Raw genomic sequence first — 19,998 nt, 5'->3', positions numbered from 1 at the left:
TCCGTCCGGAAATGCGCCAAAACACTCTAACGGGTCAGCGCATCCAGCCGGTCGATATCGGCAGGTGAAAATACGGCAATACCGGCTTTTTCGAGCAGCGCCGCCGTAACCCCATTGCCCGCGTGTTTGACGCCAGAAAACGAACCGTCATAGATCGCAACCGACCCACAGGACGGGCTGCCGTCAATCAGAAGCGCATATGTGCAGCCATTGGCCCTGGCGAAGGCCAGCGCCCTTTCAGCACCTGCGATAAATTGCACCGTGACATCGCCACCGCTGACCTCCAGCACACGGGCGCGGCCCTCCAGCACATCGACACCGGAGGCACCATTTTCGATTTCCGCCGGCGGGCGCGGCACAGGCATGCCGCCCGCCATCTCCGGACAGATCGTGACCAGCCTGCCCTCGCTTCGCCAGCGGTCTATCGCCGGGTGGGCGAAGGGTTTGCCTCTGCCGTCATAGCGGACCGGTTGGCCGAGGAGGCAGGCGCTGATGAGGATTTTGGGGGTGTGGGTCAATGGGGTCATCCTGCAAGGTCGCGGGCGCAGCTTACCCCCCTCTGCCCTGCCGGGCATCTCCCCCTCAAGGGGGGAGATCGGCAAGGGGCATGCTCACCGCTCTTCCCTAGACGTTCAATGTGGCTGAGAGGTTGCCACGGGTCGATCTCCCCCCTTGAGGGGGAGATGTCCGGCAGGACAGAGGGGGGTGAACCGCGCACACTGACATGTACGGCTACCCCAAAACCCCATCACCCCGTTATCTTCGAGAAATCCGCAACCGTTCCGGTCGCTTCGCGAATAGCCTTCAGCAACGCCAGACGGTTGGCACGGATGGCCGCATCCTCGTCATTAACGAGCACATCCTCAAAGAATTTATCGACGGGCGCGCGAAGTGTGGAGAGCGCCTGCATGGCGGAGCGGAAATCCTCGCCCGCAACAGCCTTCGCAGCATCGGCAGAAGCCGTCCTGATCGCCGCATAAAGCGCCTTTTCGGCATCGAGCTTCAGCAACTCTTCCGAAACGCTGTCCGCCACCACGGTGCCCTTCTTCTCCTCGGCGGCCAGAAGCTGGGTGGCGCGCTTGGCGCCTGCCAGAAGGTTGCGGCCATCCTCACCGGTGATGAAGGCGGTGAGCGCCTCGACACGGCGAGCGATCATCAGCAGATCGTCGGATTCCGGCGTCAGGACTGCGTCGATCAGATCGTAACGCGCGCCGAGGTCGCGGAGATAGACTTTCAGGCGGTCGTGGAAGAAGGAAAGGAGATCCGGATCTTTTGCGACGCTCAGCAGCGGCAACCGCACATTCTTCTCGAGCAAAATCCGCACCACGCCCAACGCCGCACGGCGCAGCGCGAAGGGGTCCTTCGAGCCGGTCGGTTTTTCATCGATGGCCCAGAAGCCCACGAGCGTGTCGAGCTTATCGGCCAAAGCAACCGTGATGGCCACCTTGTCGGCAGGCAGGCGATCTGACGGGCCCTGCGGCTTGTAGTGATCTTCGATGGCCGCCGCGACGCTTTCGTTTTCGCCCTGCAGCGCCGCATATTTGCGGCCCATCAGGCCCTGAAGCTCGGGGAATTCGCCGACGGCTTCGGTGCGCAGGTCGGCTTTCGCCAGCACCACGGCGCGGTCCACCAGAGCGGCATCGGCGCCGACGACGGGGGCCAGAGCCTTCGCCAGTTCGCGAATACGCGCCACGCGCTCACCCTGCGTGCCGAGCTTGGCGTGGAAGGTGACATCAAGCGCATCGAGCTTGGCCATGCGCTGGTCGAGCGGCTTCTTGAGATCGAGGCCGAATTTCGCAGCCGAATCGTTCAGCGTTTCCAGATCGGGCAGATCGCCCTGGTCGCGGTTCCAGAAGTGGCGGGCATCCGACAGGCGGGCGCGCACGACCTTGCCGTTGCCATGGATGATTTCCTTGCCGCCATCGCTTGCCTCGATGTTCGAGATCAGGATGAAGCGGTTGGAAAGACCCTCTTCCGCACCCTGATTGCGGGTGACGAAACACTTCTGGTTGGTCTTGATGGTGAGGCGAATGATTTCCGCCGGGATCTGCAGGTAATCTTCCTCGAAGGTGCCCATCAGAACCTGCGGCCATTCGACGAGGCCAGAGACTTCTTCCAGCAGGCCTTCATCTTCCACCAGTTCAAGACCGTTGGCGAAAGCGAGATCCTTGGCGTCGTGCAGGATGATATCCTTGCGGCGTTCGGCATCGAGAACGACCTTCGCCTTTTCGAGGCTCGAGACATAATCCTCGAAACGGCGCACGGTGATCGGGCCGGGTGCATGGAAACGATGGCCATAGGTGACGTTTCCGGCGACGATGCCGTCGATGGCGAAAGGAATGACCTGCGTTTCGTCATGTTCGGGGCCGAACAGGCAGACGATGGATTGCAGCGGGCGCACCCAGCGCAGGCTTTCCGAACCCTTGCCTTCGATACCGGCATAGCTCGAACCCTTCGGCATGGAGGCGGGGCCGGAGCGCATGGATTTCGGCCAGGGGAAGGAGCGGATGATGCCAGGCATCACCTCGGCGATGATCTCTTCCGCCGGGCGGCCGGGCTTGTTGATGATGGCGATGTAGAAATCGCCCTTCTTCGGATCGGAAACGACCTGCGCTTCCGAAATGTCGTTGAGGCCGGCGCCGCGCAGAAAGCCCTCGATGGCCTTTTCATTGGCGTCGGTGCGCGGGCCCTTCTTTTCCTCGCGCACATCGGCGGAGCGGGCGTTGAGGCCGCGAATATCCAGCGTCAGGCGGCGCGGCGTCCAATATTCGCGCGCACCCTCATAGGTCAGCCCTCTCTCCACCAAGGCATCGGTGACGAGTTTCTTCAGATCGCCCGCCGCCTTGCGCTGCATGCGGGCAGGGATTTCTTCGGAGCGAAGTTCAAGCAGAAGATCGGGCATGGGATCAGGACTTTATCTTTGTATCTTTTGTCGGACGATGTATGCCGTGAAAAACGACAGGTCGGCTTAGCAAGCAACGCGGCAAAAGTCACCAAGGCATTCGGTTAAATTACCGCCCGCAGGCGTTACCAGCCGCCGCCACCACCACCGCCGCCGCCGGAGCCGGAAAAACCGCCGCCGCCACCGCCCGAAAAGCTGGAGCCGGACGAGCTGACAGGCTGGGGAATGGTGGAGGCGATGGTATTGGCCATGGAGGTGGAAAAGCCGCCGATCCTGTCGCCAAAGGTTCCGTAATTGCTGCCCGCATACCAGCCGGGCGCATAACTTGCAGCAGCGGCACCGGCAGCGGCCGTTGCAAGCCATGCCTCGAAGGTGCGGCTCCACGGTTTTTCAACGCCGAGCGCCACGGCATAGGGCAGCAACGTCTCGAAATGCTGCGGCGACATGGCGGGCGCGCCGGCCATGTTCATCCGGTCTTTTTCCGCCAGCGTCAGATAGGTTCGGAGGCCCTCAATGCCATCCATCAGCTTGCGGCCGAGCGGCGTCGGCGCGCCCATCAGGAACAGGAACAGCGCGTTGGTGAGCACGATGCCGCCGATGGCGGCCAGTGCCAGCGACTTGGTGTCATGCGTCACATCCAGCAGGATTTGTGTGGCGATGCCGCCAATGGCGGAAAAGGCCACGAAACCGGCAAAAGCCAGCATGACAATGCCGCCTATCCGCTTGCGTAGCGGTGCGCCGCGCGAAAACTGGCGGCCGATGCCGATCGACAGGATGCTGAAGAAGAAGGAGAAAAAGCCGAAGACCAGCACGGCGGCAATGGCGCTTTCATCCAGATCGCCGAAGATCAACGTCGCGACGATGAGGGCGATGCTGAGGAAGATACCGAACACGGTGTAACCGGCATTGCTGCGGTAATATTTGCCGCGATGTTCTTTCTCTATCGCCGCGCGGAACTGCTTTCCGACCTTTTCAACTTCCGCACCATGGGCCTTGTCGATCGTCAAAGTCTCGCCCGGACTGCCGATGGAGGCAAGCAGCGTCTTCTGGCCGGTCGGCAGATCGGCGGCGGTTGCCTTTTCCGTACGGCGAATGACGATTGCGTTCTTCAGGTCTTCCAGAACGACATAACCCTTCACCGCAAGATCAAGGGCCGAGGCAGAGAGCGCCGTCCAGCCGGCACCTGAAAACCCGCGATTATCGACGTAATTGACCAGAGCCGGCGAAAGTCCCTCCGGCGCATCCCAGCGCGGCACGACCACACCCTTCGCCGGATCGCGGCCGACGGCGAACCAGGCGCGCAGGTAATAAAGCAGCACGGCGAAAAGCCCGCCGCCCGAAAGCAGGATGGCGATATTATCCCGCAGCCACCAGCCCGCCTCCTGTGAGGTGTCTGGTGCGGCAATCGCGCCCTTGGGCAGCTTGACGGCGACCGTCATGCCCTCGCCAACCGTAAACGGGCGGGTGGAGGCGAAGAACACCTCGTTACCTTCGCTCAAGATCCGCGCATCCTTGCCCTTCGCGCCAAGCGGACCGGTAAAGACGGCCGTATCTGTCGCCCTGACGCCCTGCGGCAACGTGATGGTGGCGGAAATCTCACCCATGGGGAATTGCCAGCCATTGCCGGTGACATTCCAGGTCAGCTCATCATAATCGCTGAAATAACGGATCTGCCGGGCGGTGGTATAGGTGATCTGGAAGATGTGCTCGCCGGTCGGCAGAAAACGCTCGGCGCTGCCGGTATAGATGCGGATGCCGCCATCGATATTCTCGGTGCGCCAGTTTTCCGGCGCGCCATCGCGTTCCACCGAAACGACGTTGAAATCCACCTTGGTGCGGCGGTTATTCGCATCTAGCGCATAAAGCGGAAAATCGCGGAAGATGCCGCGCTTGATGTTCTGCCCTTCCGCGCGGGCGGTGATGGTTTCCGTCACCGTCAGCTTGCCATCCGCCGCCAGCTCGATGACGGAATGGTAGGAGCGGATGAATTCCTCCGCGAAGGCCGGGAAGGCCGCGCCCAGGAAGACGAACAGCGCGAGAAGTCTTGCGGCGATGGTCTTCACGGGCGGTCCCTCCTCAATGGCTCAGTGCTGCGGCTCGGCAGCGCTTTCCTTTTCGGTATAGTTGACGCCGAGCGAAGCAAGCGCCTTCCAGTAACCGGGATAGGTCTTGCCGACGCAGGCCGGATTCTGGATGGCAATGCCGCCGACTTTCAGCGCCGCCAGCGCAAAGCTCATGGCGATGCGGTGGTCGGCAAAAGTATCTATGGAGGCCTTGACCGTCTGGCCTGCAAGGGCCGGATCGGCATGCACGATCAGGTCGTCGCCCTCTTCATGTGCCAGACCGTTACGTATTTCGTTGAGGCCGAGCGAGACGGCGCGGATACGGTCGCATTCCTTGACGCGCAGATTGGCGATGCCGACGAAACGCACCGGCGTCTCGTTGAAGGCGGCCAGAACCGCGATGGTCGGAATGGCGTCCTGCATCTGCGAGCCGTCGATTTCGGCGGGCAGGTGCGGAAACTTGGCCATGACATCATAGGCCTTGGCGTCCGGCTGGGTGAATTTATCGGCCGGCGTGCCGATATCGATCGCGCCGCCGGTCAGCAGTTCCGCGCCCCAGAGATAGGTGGCGGCGGAGGCATCCGGCTCGATGTGGAAATCGGTGGCCGTATAGCCCGTCGGATGCACGCGCCAGATGGCGTTGCTGACCCGCTCAATCTTCGCACCGAAAGCCTCCATGGCCGATGTGGTGAGATCGATATAGCCCTTGGCGCCGATTTCCTCACCCTTGAGGACGATATCGACAGGCTTGTCGCCGCAGGCGGCCGCCATCAGAAGCGCCGACACGTATTGGCTGGAGAGGTTGGCGTCGATGGTGACGCTGCCCTTCGGGAAACCCGTGCCCTTGCCGCAGACGGTGACGGGCGGGCAGCCGGTCGGCGCTTCCGCCTCGACACCGAGGGAGCGCAGGGCCTCTACCAGCGGCATGATCGGGCGTTTGCGCATGTGCTCGTCGCCATCGATGATGACGGCACCATCGACAAGTGCGGCAGCTGCGGTGAGGAACCGTGTGGCGGTGCCGGCATTGCCGAGGAAAAGCGGCTTTTCCGGCTGCTGCAACACGCCAGTACCCTCCACGACGAAGGTGGTGGCATCTGGCTCGGTGACCTTGACGCCCATCTCGCGCAGGGCTTCGGCCATATAAAGCGTGTCGTCGCTTTTCAGTGCGCCGGTCAACCGGCTTTTGCCCTTGGCAAGACCAGCCAGGAGAAGCGCGCGGTTGGTGATGGACTTGGAGCCGGGCGGCTCGACCTTGCCGGAAAGCGGATGGTCGGGCGGGGTGATGGTCAGTTCGATCATGATTGTCGTCTTGTCAAAGAATGCGGCGAAGAGCCGGATTATCGGAATTTGAACGGGAGGTCTTAAGCCGCCGAGGGAACAGTGCGCTTAGAATTTCACAGTCGGCACGGCGCGGTCGGCCGGGTTGTCGATCTCGAAATACGGCGCCTTGGCAAAACCGAACTGGCCTGCGACCAGATTGGAGGGGAAGCTTTCCACCTTGACGTTGAGGTCGCGGGCGGCGCCATTGTAATAACGGCGCGACATCTGGATTTCGCTTTCGATGGTTTCCAGCGAACGCTGCAATTCCAGAAAATTCGTATTGGCCTTGAGATCGGGATAGGCTTCGGCAAGCGCAAAGAGCTTGCCGAGCGCCTGCGACAGCAGCCCTTCCGCCTGCGCACGACCCTCGACATCGCCCGCCGGCACGGCCTGCGCCCGGTTGCGCATGGCAATCACCTCCTCGAAGGTGCTCTTTTCATGCGCCGCGTAACCCTTCACTGTCTCGATGAGATTAGGAATGAGATCAGCGCGGCGCTTCAGCTGCACGTCGATGCCCGACCACGCCTCTTCCTTCATCTGCCGCGCCTTGACCAGCCCGTTATAAATGAAGACGACATAAAGCGCGATTGCCGCGATGATTGCCAGCGTGATGAACATTCCCGACCCCTCCTCAAGAGGCGCGGACACCGTAGTGGCGTCCGCACGTTAGACTGTTGCCCCGCCTTACATAAACGTTCAGGCGGCCCTGTTCCAGTTCAGCCCGCCCGCATCCGTCAGCAGGAAGGCTTCGCCGCAGGCTTTCGCCAGTGTGCGCACGCGCAGGATATAGCTCTGGCGTTCCGTGACCGAGATTACGCCGCGTGCATCCAGAAGGTTGAAGACGTGGCTGGCCTTGATGCACTGGTCATAGGCCGGGAACACGCATTTGTGCAGGCGCTGGTTGTCGTTGTCACCGGGCGCGCCAGCGGCGAGAAGCGCCTGGCATTCCTTTTCAGCGTCGATGAAATGACGATGCAGCATGGCTGTATCGGCGAACTCGAAGTTATGGCGGGAATATTCCTGCTCGGCCTGGAGGAAGACGTCACCATAGGAAATCTTCTCTTCGCCTTCGCGGCCGTTGAAGTTCAGGTCATAGACATTGTCGACGCCCTGGACATACATGGCCAGACGCTCCAGACCATAGGTCAGCTCGCCCGCAACCGGCGAGCATTCGATGCCGCAGACCTGCTGGAAGTAAGTGAACTGCGATACTTCCATGCCGTCGCACCAGCACTCCCAGCCAAGGCCCCAGGCGCCGAGCGTCGGGCTTTCCCAGTCGTCTTCGACGAAGCGCACATCGTGCAGCAGAGGGTCGAGGCCGATGGCCTTCAGCGAACCCAGATAGAGTTCCTGCAGGTTCGAGGGGTTTGGTTTCAGGATCACCTGATACTGGTAATAGTGCTGCAGACGATTGGGGTTCTCGCCGTAACGCCCATCGGACGGGCGGCGTGAGGGCTGCACGTAAGCGGCCTTCCATGGCTTGGGACCGAGCGCGCGTAGCGTGGTTGCCGGATGGAACGTACCCGCGCCCACTTCCATATCGTATGGCTGCAACACCGCGCAGCCCTTGTCGGCCCAGTAATTGTGCAGCGTCAGGATCAGCGCCTGAAAAGAACGCTTCGGGTTCATATGGTCGGGAACATCGGTCATTGCAGTCATCGCGGCGTTAGGAGGACAAGTAAGCATTGACTTACTTCGGATGCGGACACGTGCCACGGCATGGCGTGAGGGTCAAGGTTTTATGCGTGGAGAGGGGCGGTGAACGGGTTGACGATCTTCATTCGCCCTTCGACGGTGAGGCCATCCTGCATGTCTTCGGAGAGGAAAACATTGCTTTCCGCCTTCAGCGCTGCCGCCAGCATCAAGGCGTCGTAAAAAGCAACATTGTATCTCTGCACAAGATCAAGCGCGTCCATGTGCAGACCAACGTCCAGCGGCACAATCTGCACCGCCGCCGTTCTGAAATCTTCCAAAGCGGAACGTATACCGCTCCATTCCATTCGCAATTTTTTACGCGCGACAACCGAAAACTCGTTAAGTGCCTGGACGCTGATAACGAATGGCTGCGATATTATCGTATTGGCCACCTCGGAGCGCGGGTCGGAGGTCGAAGCATAGACCAGAATATTGGTGTCAACGAAGGGCGCCTTGCTCAACGCTCATTAGCCTCGTCACGATCAAATTTATAGTCCGGCGGCAATGTCCATCGCAGGGAACGAATTTTTTCAAGCGCCTGTCGCCGCTCTTCGTCAGTCGTCGCGTTGACAACCGCATCGGTTGCAGCAACGACATCCACCTCGTCGCCTTCCTTGATATGCAAGGCTTCCGCGACATCCGCCGGGATGCGGACCGCAAGACTATCGCCCCATTTCGTGACACGCATGACAGCCTCCTTACTCGAAAGCGACTATAGCAAATTCTGCGTTACAGGAAAATTACGCCTCATCCTCGCGCTTCACGCGGTATTCGCCGGTTTCCGGGTCCTTGATCAGCGTGCCGATGGCGCCGGTCTCCCGTTGCTTCTCGCGCTGCTTCGATTTCGCCGAGAGCTTTTCCGCATCGCGGACGAAGCGGCGGTAAAGGATGACGGATCCCACCACCAGAAGAATAATTGTAATGAGCTGCGCCATTAGGCTTTATTCCTGAGACATCATAGACCGAAACGCGACCACAATGCCTTTTCTTCGGCGACCTCCGCAAGCCCCGATACCGCACCGGCGGCCAGCCTTTCGGCATTCACGTCCAGAGCAGCATTGACGCCCGGCACCTTTTTGCCGAACAGAGTGCGACCGCCACTGACGAGCTGCAGCTTGACCTTGGTGCCGTAACGGCGGCGAAGAACCTCACGCATGTCGCCCAGCCCGTCGATCAGGCCGAGGTCGAGGCCGCGCATGCCGGTCCAGAACAGGCCCGAGAAGATCGCCTCGTCGCCCTTCAGTTTCGAGCCGCGACGCATCTTGACCATATCAATGAAAACATTGTGGATTTCGACCTGAAGCGACTTCAGGTAATCGATATCGCCTTCCTTTTCCGGCTGGAAGGGATCGAGGATGACCTTGTTCTCGCCGGCCGTATAGACACGGCGCTCCACGCCGATCTTCTTCAGCATTTCCGGAAAACCGAAACCACCGGAGACGACGCCGATGGAACCAACGATGGAGGTGGGATCCGCGATGATTTCATCACCGGCAAGCGCGATCATGTATCCGCCGGAGGCCGCAACATCCTCGACGAAGATCAGGACCTTCTTTTCCTTTTCCTCGGCGAGCTGGCGGATGCGGTTATAGATCATGCGCGCCTGCACCGGCGAACCGCCGGGCGAGTTGAGCGAAATGGCGACAGCCGGGGCATCCTTGACGGCGAAGGCCTTTTCCAGAAGCGGCGCATAGGAGGCGAGATTGAGGGCGGGGCGGAACTGGTTGCCGCCGGCCATGATCGCACCGTGCATGCGCACCACCGGGATGACGAGCTCTTTTTTACGAAAGCGTTTCGGCACCAGATACTTCAGAAAACCCACTACTCAATCCTCGCAGCATTTATCCGTTCGTCAGGGATGTATGTATCGCCCCGGAAAACACAATGGTTTGCGGCCGGCGGAACGGCGATATTTATGACGCCGGCCGGATTGCCCTTACATTACGCGAATAGGCGGCGCGGCCATTGTTCAGGTCATCGACGAATGGGGTGAAGGCATGGCTGCCGGTCTCATGCATGATGAGCGGCGCACGGAAGGACAGCCGCGCCCGTGAACCTTTGATGGCGGTGACGAGCATGCGCACCGCATCCTCGCCAGGGCGCGGATGAATGAGGGTGATTTCGAGGCCGCCGAAACGGCTGCCGCAGGCGGCGATGATCTCCGCCACCGATTGCGGCCTTGAAATCAGGGAAAGCTGACCACCCGGCACCATGATCGCGCCTGCGGTCCTGATCCAGTCTTCGAACAGGCCATCGGTCATGGCATGCGCTTCGGCCTTCAGGGCATCCGGCGTGCGGCGGTCGCCCGCATCGTTATAGGGCGGGTTCATGATGACGTGATGGAAATGCTCGTCGGGCAACCCCGCTTCGGCGCGTGCTTTCGCCCGCAGCGTCACATCGGCTTCGCGCACGCTGACGCGCGCAGGAAATGCAGCATTCTCAGGCAGTTCGAGGCTGCGTCGGGCAAATTGCGCCATTTCCGGCGAGCGTTCGTACAGCGTCACCTCGGCCTTTTCCAGCCGCGCCGCAACCGCCATGCCGGCGGCACCTGCGCCCGCGCCGAGATCGGCGATCCGGCAGGCACGCTCATCCGCCACCAATGACGCCAGAAGCATGGCGTCCATGCCGGCCCGGTGTCCCCTGCCCTTCGGCTGGATGACGTGAAACCGGCCCCGGTGAAAGGCGTCGATCGTTTCGGAAATGCCGTCGCCCACCGCCGTTCAAGCCTCTTCGTTGCGCAACTCGTCGCCGAGCCCGGCATCGATGAGAATGCGGCGGGCCTGATCGGCCCGATCTTCCTCCACCAGAAACCTTCGTGGCAAAAGACCGAGCGATCCTTCCAGAATGCTCATCGCCTGATCGGCGATGAGGCAATGGATGCCGGCATCCTTCATCAGGCTTTCGGCGAAGGAGAGCAGCACGGCATCGTTGGTACGGATCAGTTCACGCATGGATAGACCTTAAATTCCCATCTTTTTGAATGGCTAGCGGCAATTCGCCCCTTGCCGCGCAAGGCGTCAGTTTTTATTGTCGAATTCAAATTCGAACTGGAGTCCTGTCCCTTGGGCGTCGTCATACCGCTTGAAGAAAGCAAAAACAAACTCGCATCCGTCAAGCCGCTTGTCGACCTGACCCGCCCCGATATGGAACGGGTGAACCAGCTTATCCTTTCCAAGGCCGGTTCCGATGTCCAGATGATACCCGAGGTGGCCAACCACCTCATCTCTTCCGGCGGCAAGCGCCTGCGGCCGATGCTGACGCTCGCCTCGGCCTCGATGTTCGGTTACGAGGGCGATAATCACATCAAGCTCGCCACCAGCGTCGAATTCATGCACACGGCGACGCTTCTGCATGACGATGTGGTGGATGAAAGCGATCTGCGCCGCGGCAAATCCACCGCCCGCACCATCTGGGGCAACCAGGCGAGCGTTCTCGTCGGCGACTTCCTGCTCGGTCAGGCCTTCCGCATGATGGTGGATGTCGGCTCCCTCGATGCGCTCGATGTGCTGTCCACCGCCGCCTCGGTGATCGCCGAGGGCGAGGTGCTGCAGCTTTCTGTCGCCAAGAACATGGAAACGACGGAAGACGATTATCTGCAGGTGATTCGCGCCAAGACGGCCGCCCTTTTCGCGGCGGCGGCGGAAGTCGGCCCCATCGTCGCCAAGACCGACAAGGCGACCCGCAGCGCGCTGAAATCCTACGGCATGAATCTCGGCCTCGCCTTCCAGCTCGTTGACGACGTGCTGGACTACGGTGGAAAATCCGCCGATCTCGGCAAGAATACCGGCGACGATTTCCGCGAAGGCAAGATCACCCTGCCGGTCATCCTCTCCTATCGTCGCGGCACGCAGGATGAGCGCGCCTTCTGGCGCAAGGCCATCGAGAAGGGTGAAAGCAGCGACGAGAACCTTGAAAAGGCGCTGGGCCTGATCACCAAATACAACGGTCTTGGCGATACGATCGGCCGCGCCACGCACTACGGGACCATCGCCCGCGATGCGCTCGCACCGCTGCCGCAGAGCCCCTGGAAAGATGCGCTTCTGGAAGTGATCGACTTCTGCATCGAGCGTCTGAACTGACGCTAGAGGCCGGGCGAAAGGCGGATGGAAAAGACCATCCGCCCAATGTTCCGGGCCAGCTTCTCCGCAAGGCGTGATTGTGGCCGGGGCCATAATTTCTTGCGGGGCTGCTTCAAAAAAGCCATTCTATCGTGACCAACAATGGAAACTGATTTTTCCGTGCTTCTGCACAAAGGCAAAGGTTCCCTCATGCGGCGTAAACCAGCACTCCGTCTTCTCTGCAGCGCGGCTCTTGCCGCTGCTCTCGCAATCGGCGCGGGTGCAAGCCCCGGCTTTGCGGAGACGAAGGCGACACCGGAAGACAAGGCCGTCACGTTCGATCCCGGCAAGGTCAACACCTTCTCCGGGGCCTTCCTCGCCGGGCGCAATGCCGATGTCGATCAGGATTATCCCACCGCGATTTCGCTTTACAAAAAGGCGCTGGAATTCGATCCGGCCAATACGGAAATCCGCCAGCGGCTGATGATCGCCGAACTTCTGAGCGGCAATTTCGAGGCCGGCGCCAAGATCGCCGATTCGATGAAGGACGATACCTCGGTGGAGCGCGTGACGACCATCGTGCGCGGTCTCGACGCCATCAAGGATAAGGAATTCGCCAAGGCCGAGAAGATTCTGAAATATACCGGTCCGAACGATCTCGACCGCATGGTCAACACGCTTTTGACCGCGTGGGCGCGTGCCGGTTCCGGCAAGCCGAAGGAAGCGCTGGCGCTGGTCAACAATATGAAGGGCCCGGGCTGGATTTCGATCTTCCAGAAATACAATGCGGCGGCCATCGCCCTTGTTTCCGGCAACAATGAAGCCGCCCGCAAGAGCCTGAACGAAGCGGTGACGGACCGCGAAGGTGGGGCAACCGCCTCCGATACCTATATGCGCGCTGTGATGGCGCTTGCCCGGCTGGAGGCTTCCGCCGGCAACAAGCAGAAGGCGCTGGATGCGATTGCGGTCGGAGACACTTTCGCACCGAATTACGCGCCGCTGAAGGCGCTTCGCCAGTCCATCGAAAACGGTGAAAAGCCGGAACAGCAGATCACAAATGCGGTTGAAGGTGCCGCCAGCGTCATGTTCTCCATCGCCGGCGCGCTGAACCGCGAAGGCGCCGAAGAGATCGTGACGCTTTATCTGCAGACGTCGCGCGCACTCGATCCGAAGAGCCCGGATACGCTCATCCTTCTCGGCGGCCTTTCCGAAGCGCTGAAACAGCCTGACCGCGCCATTGCCTTCTACCGCGAGGTGCCGAAGGATTCGCCGATGTATCGCATTTCCGAGCTGCAGCTCGGACTGACGCTTGCGCAGACCGGCAAGGTGGATGAGGCGCGCAAGCACCTCAAATCCCTGCTCGAATCCGATCCGAAGGACATTCGTTCCTATCTCGCCTACGGCAGCGTGCTTTCGGACGCCAAGGACTACAAGGCGATGGCCGAGAACTACGACAAGGCCATCGAGGTCATCGGCTCCGTGCCGCAGAAATCCGACTGGTCCGTTTTCTTCCAGCGCGGCATCGCCTATGAGCGACTGAAGGAATGGGACAAGGCCGAACCGAATTTCAAGCGGGCGCTGGAGCTGAACCCGGAACAGCCGCAGGTTCTGAACTATCTGGGCTATTCCTGGGTGGACAAGGGCATCAATCTCGATGAAGGCATGAAGATGATCAGCCGCGCCGTCGAGCTTCGGCCGAATGACGGCTACATCGTCGACTCGCTCGGCTGGGCGCATTATCGCCTCGGAGCTTTCGATGAGGCCGTGACCGAGCTGGAGCGGGCAATCGAACTGAAAGCCGGCGATCCGACCATCAACGACCATCTGGGCGACGCCTACTGGCGGGTCGGCCGCAAGATCGAGGCGGTCTATCAGTGGAACCGCGCATTGATCGGCGACAGCGACGACGTGGACAAGGCCAAGGTGAAGGAAAAGATCGCCAACGGCCTGCCGCCGGTGGAAAAGGACGCCGAAAATACCGCCAAGAAGGAAGTCGCGCCGGTGCCACCGGCTCCTCCGGCACCGGCACCGGCTGCCACTCCGGACAAGAAATCCTGACGCCGCATGCGCGGGCATGACGTTTCCGGGGCCACAGAAACCATCGAGGCGGCCCCGGCGAAGATCAATCTGGCGCTGCATGTGACCGGCCAGCGAGCGGATGGGTATCACCTGCTCGAAACGCTGGTGACCTTTACTGAAGCCGGGGACACGATCCGTATTCGCGACGCCGATGCCGACAGTTTTTCCATCTCAGGCCCCTTCGGCGATCTTTTGCGCGCGGGCGATGGCGGCGATAACCTCGTCACCCACGCCAGGGACCTGTTGCGCGATGCGCTTGCATCGACGGGTCAGCCAGCCCCTCCGGTCGCCATTCATCTTGAAAAGAACCTGCCGGTGGCTTCCGGTATCGGCGGCGGCTCTGCGGATGCGGCGGCGACGCTTCGGGGCCTTTTGCGGCACTGGCGTGCCGGGATCGTACCGGATGCGCTTGCATCCATGGCGCTGACGCTCGGGGCGGATGTGCCGATGTGCCTTGAGAGCCGATCCCTGATCGCGCGCGGCATCGGCGAGGACATCGAACCGGTCACCGATCTGCCAGAACTGGTGATGGTTCTCGCCAATCCGCTGAAGGCGGTCTCGACGCCGGAGATTTTCCGGCGATTGCAGAACAAGACCAATCCGCCCCTGCCGGCCTCTGCGACAATCGGCTGGATGGATTTTCTCGCCCAAAACCGTAACGATCTGCAACCGCCGGCCCAAGCGCTTCTACCGGAGATCGGGGAAATCATTGGGTTGCTTTCGCAGGAGGGTGCTGCGCTTGTGCGCATGTCCGGTTCGGGGGCAACCTGTTTCGGGATTTTTCATTCCCTTGAAGCGGCCAGGAAAGCGGAAACATCGCTTCGGAAGAGGCGCCCCGGCTGGTATTTTCAGGCGACGCGGACCATTTGAAAACCAGACACTTCGAGGATAAGGCCATGGCAGGCGAAAGACCCTTCATTCCCCTTGGCATTGCGGTTTTGACCGTTTCGGACAGCCGCACGCTGGAGAATGACAAATCCGGTGATACGCTCGTCGCAAGGCTGGAGGAAGCGGGCCACAGGCTCGCGGCCCGCGCCATCGTGCCTGATGACAGGGCAGCGATTGCCGGTACCGTGCGCGACTGGACGCTCGCTGAAGGCGTGGATGTGGTCATCACCACCGGCGGCACCGGCTTTACCGGCCGCGATGTGACGCCCGAAGCGCTGGAGCCGCTGTTCGAAAAGCGCATGGATGGGTTTTCCGCGCTCTTCCACCGCATCTCCTATGACAAGATCGGCACCGCCACCATCCAGTCACGCGCGACCGGCGGCGTGGCGAACGCGACCTTCATCTTCGTGCTGCCCGGCTCGCCGGGTGCGTGCAAGGATGCGTGGGACGGTATCCTGAAAGCCCAGCTCGATTATCGCCACCTGCCCTGCAATTTCGTGGAGATCATGCCAAGGCTCGATGAGCATTTGAAGCGTGGGGCTGGGGGCGATTAGATTAAGGGGTGGAGGGCGCGTTGGGCTTACCCCCCTCTGCCCTGCCGGGCATCTCCCCCTCAAGGGGGGAGATCGACTCGTGGTTGGGTCTCGCCCATCTCAACATTCGCGAATGAAGTGGTGGCTGCGCCTCCTGCCGATCTCCCCCCTTGAGGGGGAGATGCCCGGCAGGGCAGAGGGGGGTGAAGCCGCACCCACCTCCGGTTCGCATACAATGCCCGCCCAAAACCCCCATCACGCCAGATATTTCTTGAAGAACTCCGTCGTCCGGCCCCAGGCGAGATCGGCAGCCGTCTTATCGTAGCGCGCCGAGGACGTGTCATTGTTGAAGGCGTGGTTGACGCCGTCATAGACGAAGATTTCAAAGGTCTTGTCGTTTTCCTCCAGCGCCTTCTTATAGGCGTCGATGCCGGCATTGATGCGCTCATCGAGACCCGCATAGTGCAAAAGCAGCGGCGCTTTGATGGCCGGTACATCGGCCGCCGGAGCCTGCTGGCCGTAATAGGCGACACCGGCATTCAAAGCTGCCGATTTGGTAGCGAAACGATTGACCAGCCCGCCGCCCCAGCAGAAACCGACCGCGCCCACTTTGCCATTCGCCCCCTGCCGGGCCGCGAGCCATACCCGGCCCGCTTCGGCATTGGCGACGGTCGCGTCCATGTCGAGACCGCTGAACATCTGCCGCGCCTTCTCCTCATCGGCGGGCGTGCCGCCCTGCGGTGAGAGGAAATCGACAGCAAGCGCCCGAAAACCGGCGAGCGCCACCCGCCTTGCCACGTCACGAATATGGTCGTTCAGACCACGGTTCTCGTGGATGACGATGACGGAGCCGATGGGGCCGGAAACGGATTTCGGTGTAACGAGGTAACCCTTCATCTCGCCGCCGGCGGCGGGATAGGTCACCTCCTCGGCGACGATCCTGTCGTCATCGGCCGCGATGACAGCCGCACGGGCGCTGTTGGCCGAAAGAAGCGGGGCGATGGCCGCCGCCGCTGCACCAGACCCTGCCAATACGGTGAGCTTTTCCATGAATTTGCGGCGATCAAGGCTGAGATGGGTATATTCATCGTAAGCGTCGATCATGGCCTGCGTGATCTTGGGCTTGTCCATCGCTCTATCCTCCTTGAACGCACGGATGCGGGAGGATAGCGCAGATCGCCCCGTGGGGAACGAGGCGGGGGCAAGCGGCGCCACACATTTACGTGAGCGCCGCCAGCCAGTTTTCACATCAGGCGGCGAGGTCCACGACGATACGGCCGTCGATCTTGCCCTCTTCCATGCGGTGGAAGATATCGTTGATGTTTTCGAGCTTGTCCCAGGAGAAATGAGCCGCCACCTTGCCTTCGCCGGCGAAGGTCAGCGCTTCCTCCAGATCCTGCCGCGTGCCGACGATGGAGCCGCGCACCGTGATGCGCTTCAGCACCGTGTCGAACACCGGAATGGAGATGAAGCCCGGCGGCAGGCCGACAAGCGCCATGGTGCCCTTGGAGCGCAGGAAGCCGTAAGCCTGCTCCATGGCCTTGGGCGACACCGCCGTCACCAGCGCGCCATGGACACCGCCCGTCGCTTTCTGTACCTGCTCCACCGCATCTGGCGCGCGGCCATTGACGGTGACATCGGCTCCGAGTTTTTTCGCAAGCGCCAGCTTGTCGTCGAAAATATCGGCGGCAACGACATGCATGCCCATGGCCTTGGCATATTGCACGGCCATGTGGCCAAGCCCGCCAATGCCTGAAATGACCACCCACTCACCGGGCCTGACTTCGGTTTCCTTCAGCCCCTTATAGACGGTAACGCCGGCGCAGAGCACCGGTGCGGCCGGGCCGAAATCGAGATTATCCGGCAGGCGGCCGACGAATTTCGGATCGGCGAGGCCGTATTCCGCAAAGCTGCCATTGACGGAATAGCCGGAATTCTTCTGGCTCGGGCAAAGCGTCTCCCAGCCCGTGCGGCAGGGAATGCAGCATCCGCAGGCGGTGTAGAGCCAGGGCGTGCCGGCGCGGTCGCCTTCCTTGATGCCGGTGACGCCAGCGCCGATCTTGGCGACGTAACCCACACCTTCGTGGCCGGGGATGAAAGGCGGATTGGGTTTGACCGGCCAGTCGCCCGTTGCGGCGTGCAGGTCGGTGTGGCAAATGCCCGTCGCCTTGTAGTTGATGAGAATTTCACCCGGGCCGGGATCCGGTATCGCCACTTCCTCGATGGTCAGCGGTTTTCCAAACGCGCGGACGACGGCTGCCTTCATTGTCTTAGCCATGACATACTCCCTAATCTCTGCTCGCCTGAAATCCTTGACGGCGAGGCAGAGATTAACGGGGATGGGGCGTCATGGAATTGACCCATCGCAAATCGGAGCATTTTGCAAGGCGGGATTGTCTCACTTATGAGGCAACCCCACGGTGCTGATTTACTCCAGCGCCAACCATATGGCGAGCCACGCCCACAGGCAGACGACCAGCGCAAAGCCGATGCCGAACAATGCGCCACGCTGACGCAGGCGGTTGCTGGTGACGTGGACATAGGAATGGGCATAACGCGAGAGCACGAACAGCCATGCCAGAACGACGGTGACGATATTGTCCGCATCCGTGATGTAGAGCAGCAGGCAGGCGATGTGGAACAGCACCGGCAGTTCGAACTGATTGGCGATGTTACGGTTCACCAGATGGCTTTCACGCGCCTCTTCGCCCTGGTCGCGCAGCTTGATCGCCGATTCGCGATCCTTGAAGGTGTATTTGTTACGCCGGATGATCAGGAGCGCATAAAGGCAAAAGACCAGAAAGACATGGGCGATCATCGGCCAGAACATTGCGGTCGTGGGTGACATGCTTTCTTCTCCAATCATGAAAACGCTCCCCGATCCGGCATGAATCGGGGAGCGCCAAATACTCAGTATCCTTTTACGGATTCGCCTCGAAAGATCAAACCGCGCCGGGGTAGTTCGGGCTTTCGCGGGTGATCGTCACGTCATGGGCGTGGCTTTCGCGCAGGCCCGCGCTGGAGATGCGAACGAAGGTGGCGCGCTCCTGGAATTCCTTGATGTTGCTGCCGCCGACATAACCCATGGCGGCCTTGAGGCCGCCGGCCAGCTGGTGCAGAACACCGGAAACCGGGCCCTTGTAGGGAACCTGACCTTCGATACCTTCCGGAACGAGCTTCAGCGTGTCGCGTACTTCCGCCTGGAAATAACGGTCTGCCGAGCCGCGCGCCATGGCGCCTACGGAGCCCATGCCGCGATAGGCCTTGAAGGAACGGCCCTGGTAGAGGAACACTTCGCCCGGGCTTTCATCCGTGCCGGCCAGCAGCGAGCCGATCATGACGGCGGAAGCGCCGGCGGCGATTGCCTTGGCCAGATCGCCCGAGAACTTGATGCCGCCATCGGCGATGACGGGGATATCAGCCGCATTGGCGACTTCAACCGACGACATGATGGCAGCGAGCTGCGGAACGCCGACGCCGGCGACGATGCGGGTGGTGCAGATGGAGCCGGGGCCGATACCGACCTTGACGCCATCGGCGCCGGCATCGATCAGCGCCTTCGTGCCGTCGGCGGTGGCGACATTGCCGGCGATGATGCGAACCGAGTTCGACATCTTCTTGACCTGCGAGACGGCATCCAGCACGCGCTGCGAATGGCCATGCGCGGTATCGACGACCAGAAGGTCGACACCGGCATCGATAAGGCGCTCGGCGCGCTCGATGGCGTCAGCGCCGACGCTGATGGCGGCAGCGGCGCGAAGGCGACCCTGCGCATCCTTGGTGGCGTTGGGATTGAGCTGCGACTTCTCGATATCCTTGACGGTGATGAGGCCGACGCAATTGCCCTTGGCATCCACAACCAGCAGCTTTTCGATGCGGTGCTTGTGCAGCAGGCGGCGCGCTTCCTGCTGATCGACGCTGCTTTCCTTGACCGTGACCAGGTTTTCGCGGGTCATCAGTTCGTAAATCTTCTGCTGCGGATCGGAGGCGAAGCGCACGTCGCGATTGGTCAGAATACCAACGAGACGGCCGTTCTTGTGGCCGCCGGAACCGCCGTTTTCAACCACCGGAATGCCGGAAATGCCATGCGCCTTCATCAGCGCCTGTGCTTCAGCAAGCGTCGCATCCGGGCCGATGGTGACCGGGTTGACGACCATGCCGCTTTCGAACTTCTTCACCTGCCGCACTTCTTCGGCCTGCTCGATGGGGGTCAGGTTGCGGTGGATGACACCGATGCCGCCGGCCTGGGCCATGGCGATGGCGAGGCGGCCTTCGGTAACCGTATCCATGGCGGAAGAGAGGATCGGCAGGTTGAGATCGATATCGCGGGCAATGCGCGTGGCGATATTCGTCTGTCCCGGCATGACTTCGGAATGTCCGGGTTGCAGCAACACATCGTCAAATGTGAGAGCGTCCAAACCAGTGGGTGTTTGAATGATGCGTGCCATGACCAAATTCCT

Annotated in this window: 20 protein-coding genes; 4 read left to right on the top strand and 16 right to left on the bottom strand. The window is 61.1% G+C overall.

The genetic code is table 11. The annotated features are described in order from the left end of the window. Positions 1-26 precede the first annotated feature (26 nt). From PH605_RS02460 to PH605_RS02405, 12 genes are all read right to left on the bottom strand, one after another. A complete protein-coding gene (locus PH605_RS02460; RefSeq protein WP_142844005.1) occupies positions 27-518 on the bottom strand; it encodes a DUF523 domain-containing protein in 492 nt (163 codons plus the stop codon). 230 nt (positions 519-748) lie between these two features. After that, on the bottom strand, positions 749-2,902 hold the full coding sequence (glyS, locus tag PH605_RS02455) for a glycine--tRNA ligase subunit beta (RefSeq protein ID WP_142844006.1): 2,154 nt from the start codon (positions 2,900-2,902) through the stop codon (positions 749-751). A 125-nt stretch (positions 2,903-3,027) separates the two neighbouring features. Next, a complete protein-coding gene (locus PH605_RS02450) occupies positions 3,028-4,965 on the bottom strand; it encodes a DUF2207 domain-containing protein (RefSeq protein ID WP_142844007.1) in 1,938 nt (645 codons plus the stop codon). 21 nt (positions 4,966-4,986) lie between these two features. Then, positions 4,987-6,264: a 3-phosphoshikimate 1-carboxyvinyltransferase gene (gene aroA / locus PH605_RS02445; protein WP_142844008.1), complete on the bottom strand. Its 1,278-nt coding sequence runs from the start codon at positions 6,262-6,264 to the stop codon at positions 4,987-4,989. Between the two features lie 87 nt (positions 6,265-6,351). Then, positions 6,352-6,903 carry a LemA family protein gene (locus tag PH605_RS02440; protein WP_078051226.1) on the bottom strand — a complete coding sequence of 184 codons (552 nt, stop codon included), beginning with the start codon at positions 6,901-6,903 and terminating at the stop codon, positions 6,352-6,354. Between the two features lie 78 nt (positions 6,904-6,981). Then, on the bottom strand, positions 6,982-7,944 hold the full coding sequence (locus tag PH605_RS02435) for a glycine--tRNA ligase subunit alpha (RefSeq protein WP_020813609.1): 963 nt from the start codon (positions 7,942-7,944) through the stop codon (positions 6,982-6,984). 80 nt (positions 7,945-8,024) lie between these two features. Beyond that, entirely contained in the window at positions 8,025-8,441 is a 417-nt protein-coding gene (locus PH605_RS02430) for a PIN domain-containing protein (protein WP_142844009.1), read from the bottom strand. Continuing rightward, positions 8,438-8,668: an AbrB/MazE/SpoVT family DNA-binding domain-containing protein gene (locus tag PH605_RS02425; RefSeq protein WP_065654408.1), complete on the bottom strand. Its 231-nt coding sequence runs from the start codon at positions 8,666-8,668 to the stop codon at positions 8,438-8,440. The genes PH605_RS02430 and PH605_RS02425 overlap by 4 nt, the downstream gene beginning before the upstream one ends. 52 nt (positions 8,669-8,720) lie before the next feature. Further along, positions 8,721-8,915 (bottom strand): NfeD family protein, encoded by a 195-nt coding sequence (locus PH605_RS02420; protein ID WP_142844010.1) that lies wholly within the window; start codon positions 8,913-8,915, stop codon positions 8,721-8,723. 20 nt (positions 8,916-8,935) lie between these two features. Beyond that, entirely contained in the window at positions 8,936-9,802 is an 867-nt protein-coding gene (locus PH605_RS02415) for a S49 family peptidase (protein WP_161987679.1), read from the bottom strand. A gap of 91 nt (positions 9,803-9,893) precedes the next feature. Then, positions 9,894-10,694: a tRNA1(Val) (adenine(37)-N6)-methyltransferase gene (locus tag PH605_RS02410; protein ID WP_142844011.1), complete on the bottom strand. Its 801-nt coding sequence runs from the start codon at positions 10,692-10,694 to the stop codon at positions 9,894-9,896. 6 nt (positions 10,695-10,700) lie between these two features. Then, the gene (locus tag PH605_RS02405) at positions 10,701-10,931 is read right to left on the bottom strand and encodes a putative signal transducing protein (protein ID WP_003503261.1); all 231 of its coding nucleotides are present in this window, start codon (positions 10,929-10,931) and stop codon (positions 10,701-10,703) included. 111 nt (positions 10,932-11,042) lie between these two features. Between PH605_RS02405 and PH605_RS02400 the strand changes: the two genes are divergently transcribed. The 4 genes from PH605_RS02400 (at position 11,043) to moaB (ending at position 15,559) form a co-directional block, all read left to right on the top strand. Continuing rightward, complete coding sequence (locus PH605_RS02400) at positions 11,043-12,059, top strand: polyprenyl synthetase family protein (protein WP_080856960.1); 1,017 nt, start codon at positions 11,043-11,045, stop codon at positions 12,057-12,059. Positions 12,060-12,248: 189 nt separating this feature from the next. Continuing rightward, positions 12,249-14,096 (top strand): tetratricopeptide repeat protein, encoded by a 1,848-nt coding sequence (locus PH605_RS02395; protein WP_078051500.1) that lies wholly within the window; start codon positions 12,249-12,251, stop codon positions 14,094-14,096. Between the two features lie 6 nt (positions 14,097-14,102). Beyond that, entirely contained in the window at positions 14,103-14,987 is an 885-nt protein-coding gene (locus PH605_RS02390; RefSeq protein WP_142844012.1) for a 4-(cytidine 5'-diphospho)-2-C-methyl-D-erythritol kinase, read from the top strand. A 26-nt stretch (positions 14,988-15,013) separates the two neighbouring features. Then, on the top strand, positions 15,014-15,559 hold the full coding sequence (gene moaB / locus PH605_RS02385) for a molybdenum cofactor biosynthesis protein B (RefSeq protein ID WP_161987681.1): 546 nt from the start codon (positions 15,014-15,016) through the stop codon (positions 15,557-15,559). Positions 15,560-15,793: 234 nt separating this feature from the next. On the opposite strand, the gene PH605_RS02380 is transcribed toward moaB, so the two are convergent. The 4 genes from PH605_RS02380 to guaB all read right to left on the bottom strand — a co-directional run bounded on the left by PH605_RS02380 (position 15,794) and on the right by guaB (position 19,986). Continuing rightward, the gene (locus PH605_RS02380) at positions 15,794-16,669 is read right to left on the bottom strand and encodes a dienelactone hydrolase family protein (RefSeq protein ID WP_080855973.1); all 876 of its coding nucleotides are present in this window, start codon (positions 16,667-16,669) and stop codon (positions 15,794-15,796) included. Positions 16,670-16,787: 118 nt separating this feature from the next. Next, positions 16,788-17,816, bottom strand: coding sequence for an alcohol dehydrogenase AdhP (gene adhP / locus PH605_RS02375; RefSeq protein WP_004432721.1), 1,029 nt, complete (start codon positions 17,814-17,816; stop codon positions 16,788-16,790). Between the two features lie 150 nt (positions 17,817-17,966). Beyond that, positions 17,967-18,368 carry an MAPEG family protein gene (locus PH605_RS02370; protein ID WP_065654414.1) on the bottom strand — a complete coding sequence of 134 codons (402 nt, stop codon included), beginning with the start codon at positions 18,366-18,368 and terminating at the stop codon, positions 17,967-17,969. A gap of 112 nt (positions 18,369-18,480) precedes the next feature. Further along, positions 18,481-19,986: an IMP dehydrogenase gene (guaB, locus tag PH605_RS02365; protein WP_065654415.1), complete on the bottom strand. Its 1,506-nt coding sequence runs from the start codon at positions 19,984-19,986 to the stop codon at positions 18,481-18,483. Positions 19,987-19,998: the final 12 nt, after the last annotated feature.

It is taken from the genome of Agrobacterium sp. CFBP 3001 (genome assembly GCF_027871605.1).
Classification (GTDB): Bacteria; Pseudomonadota; Alphaproteobacteria; order Rhizobiales; family Rhizobiaceae; genus Agrobacterium; species Agrobacterium leguminum.
The sequence above is the reverse complement of the archived record's forward strand: the minus strand, read 5'-3'. Positions and strand labels throughout refer to the sequence as shown.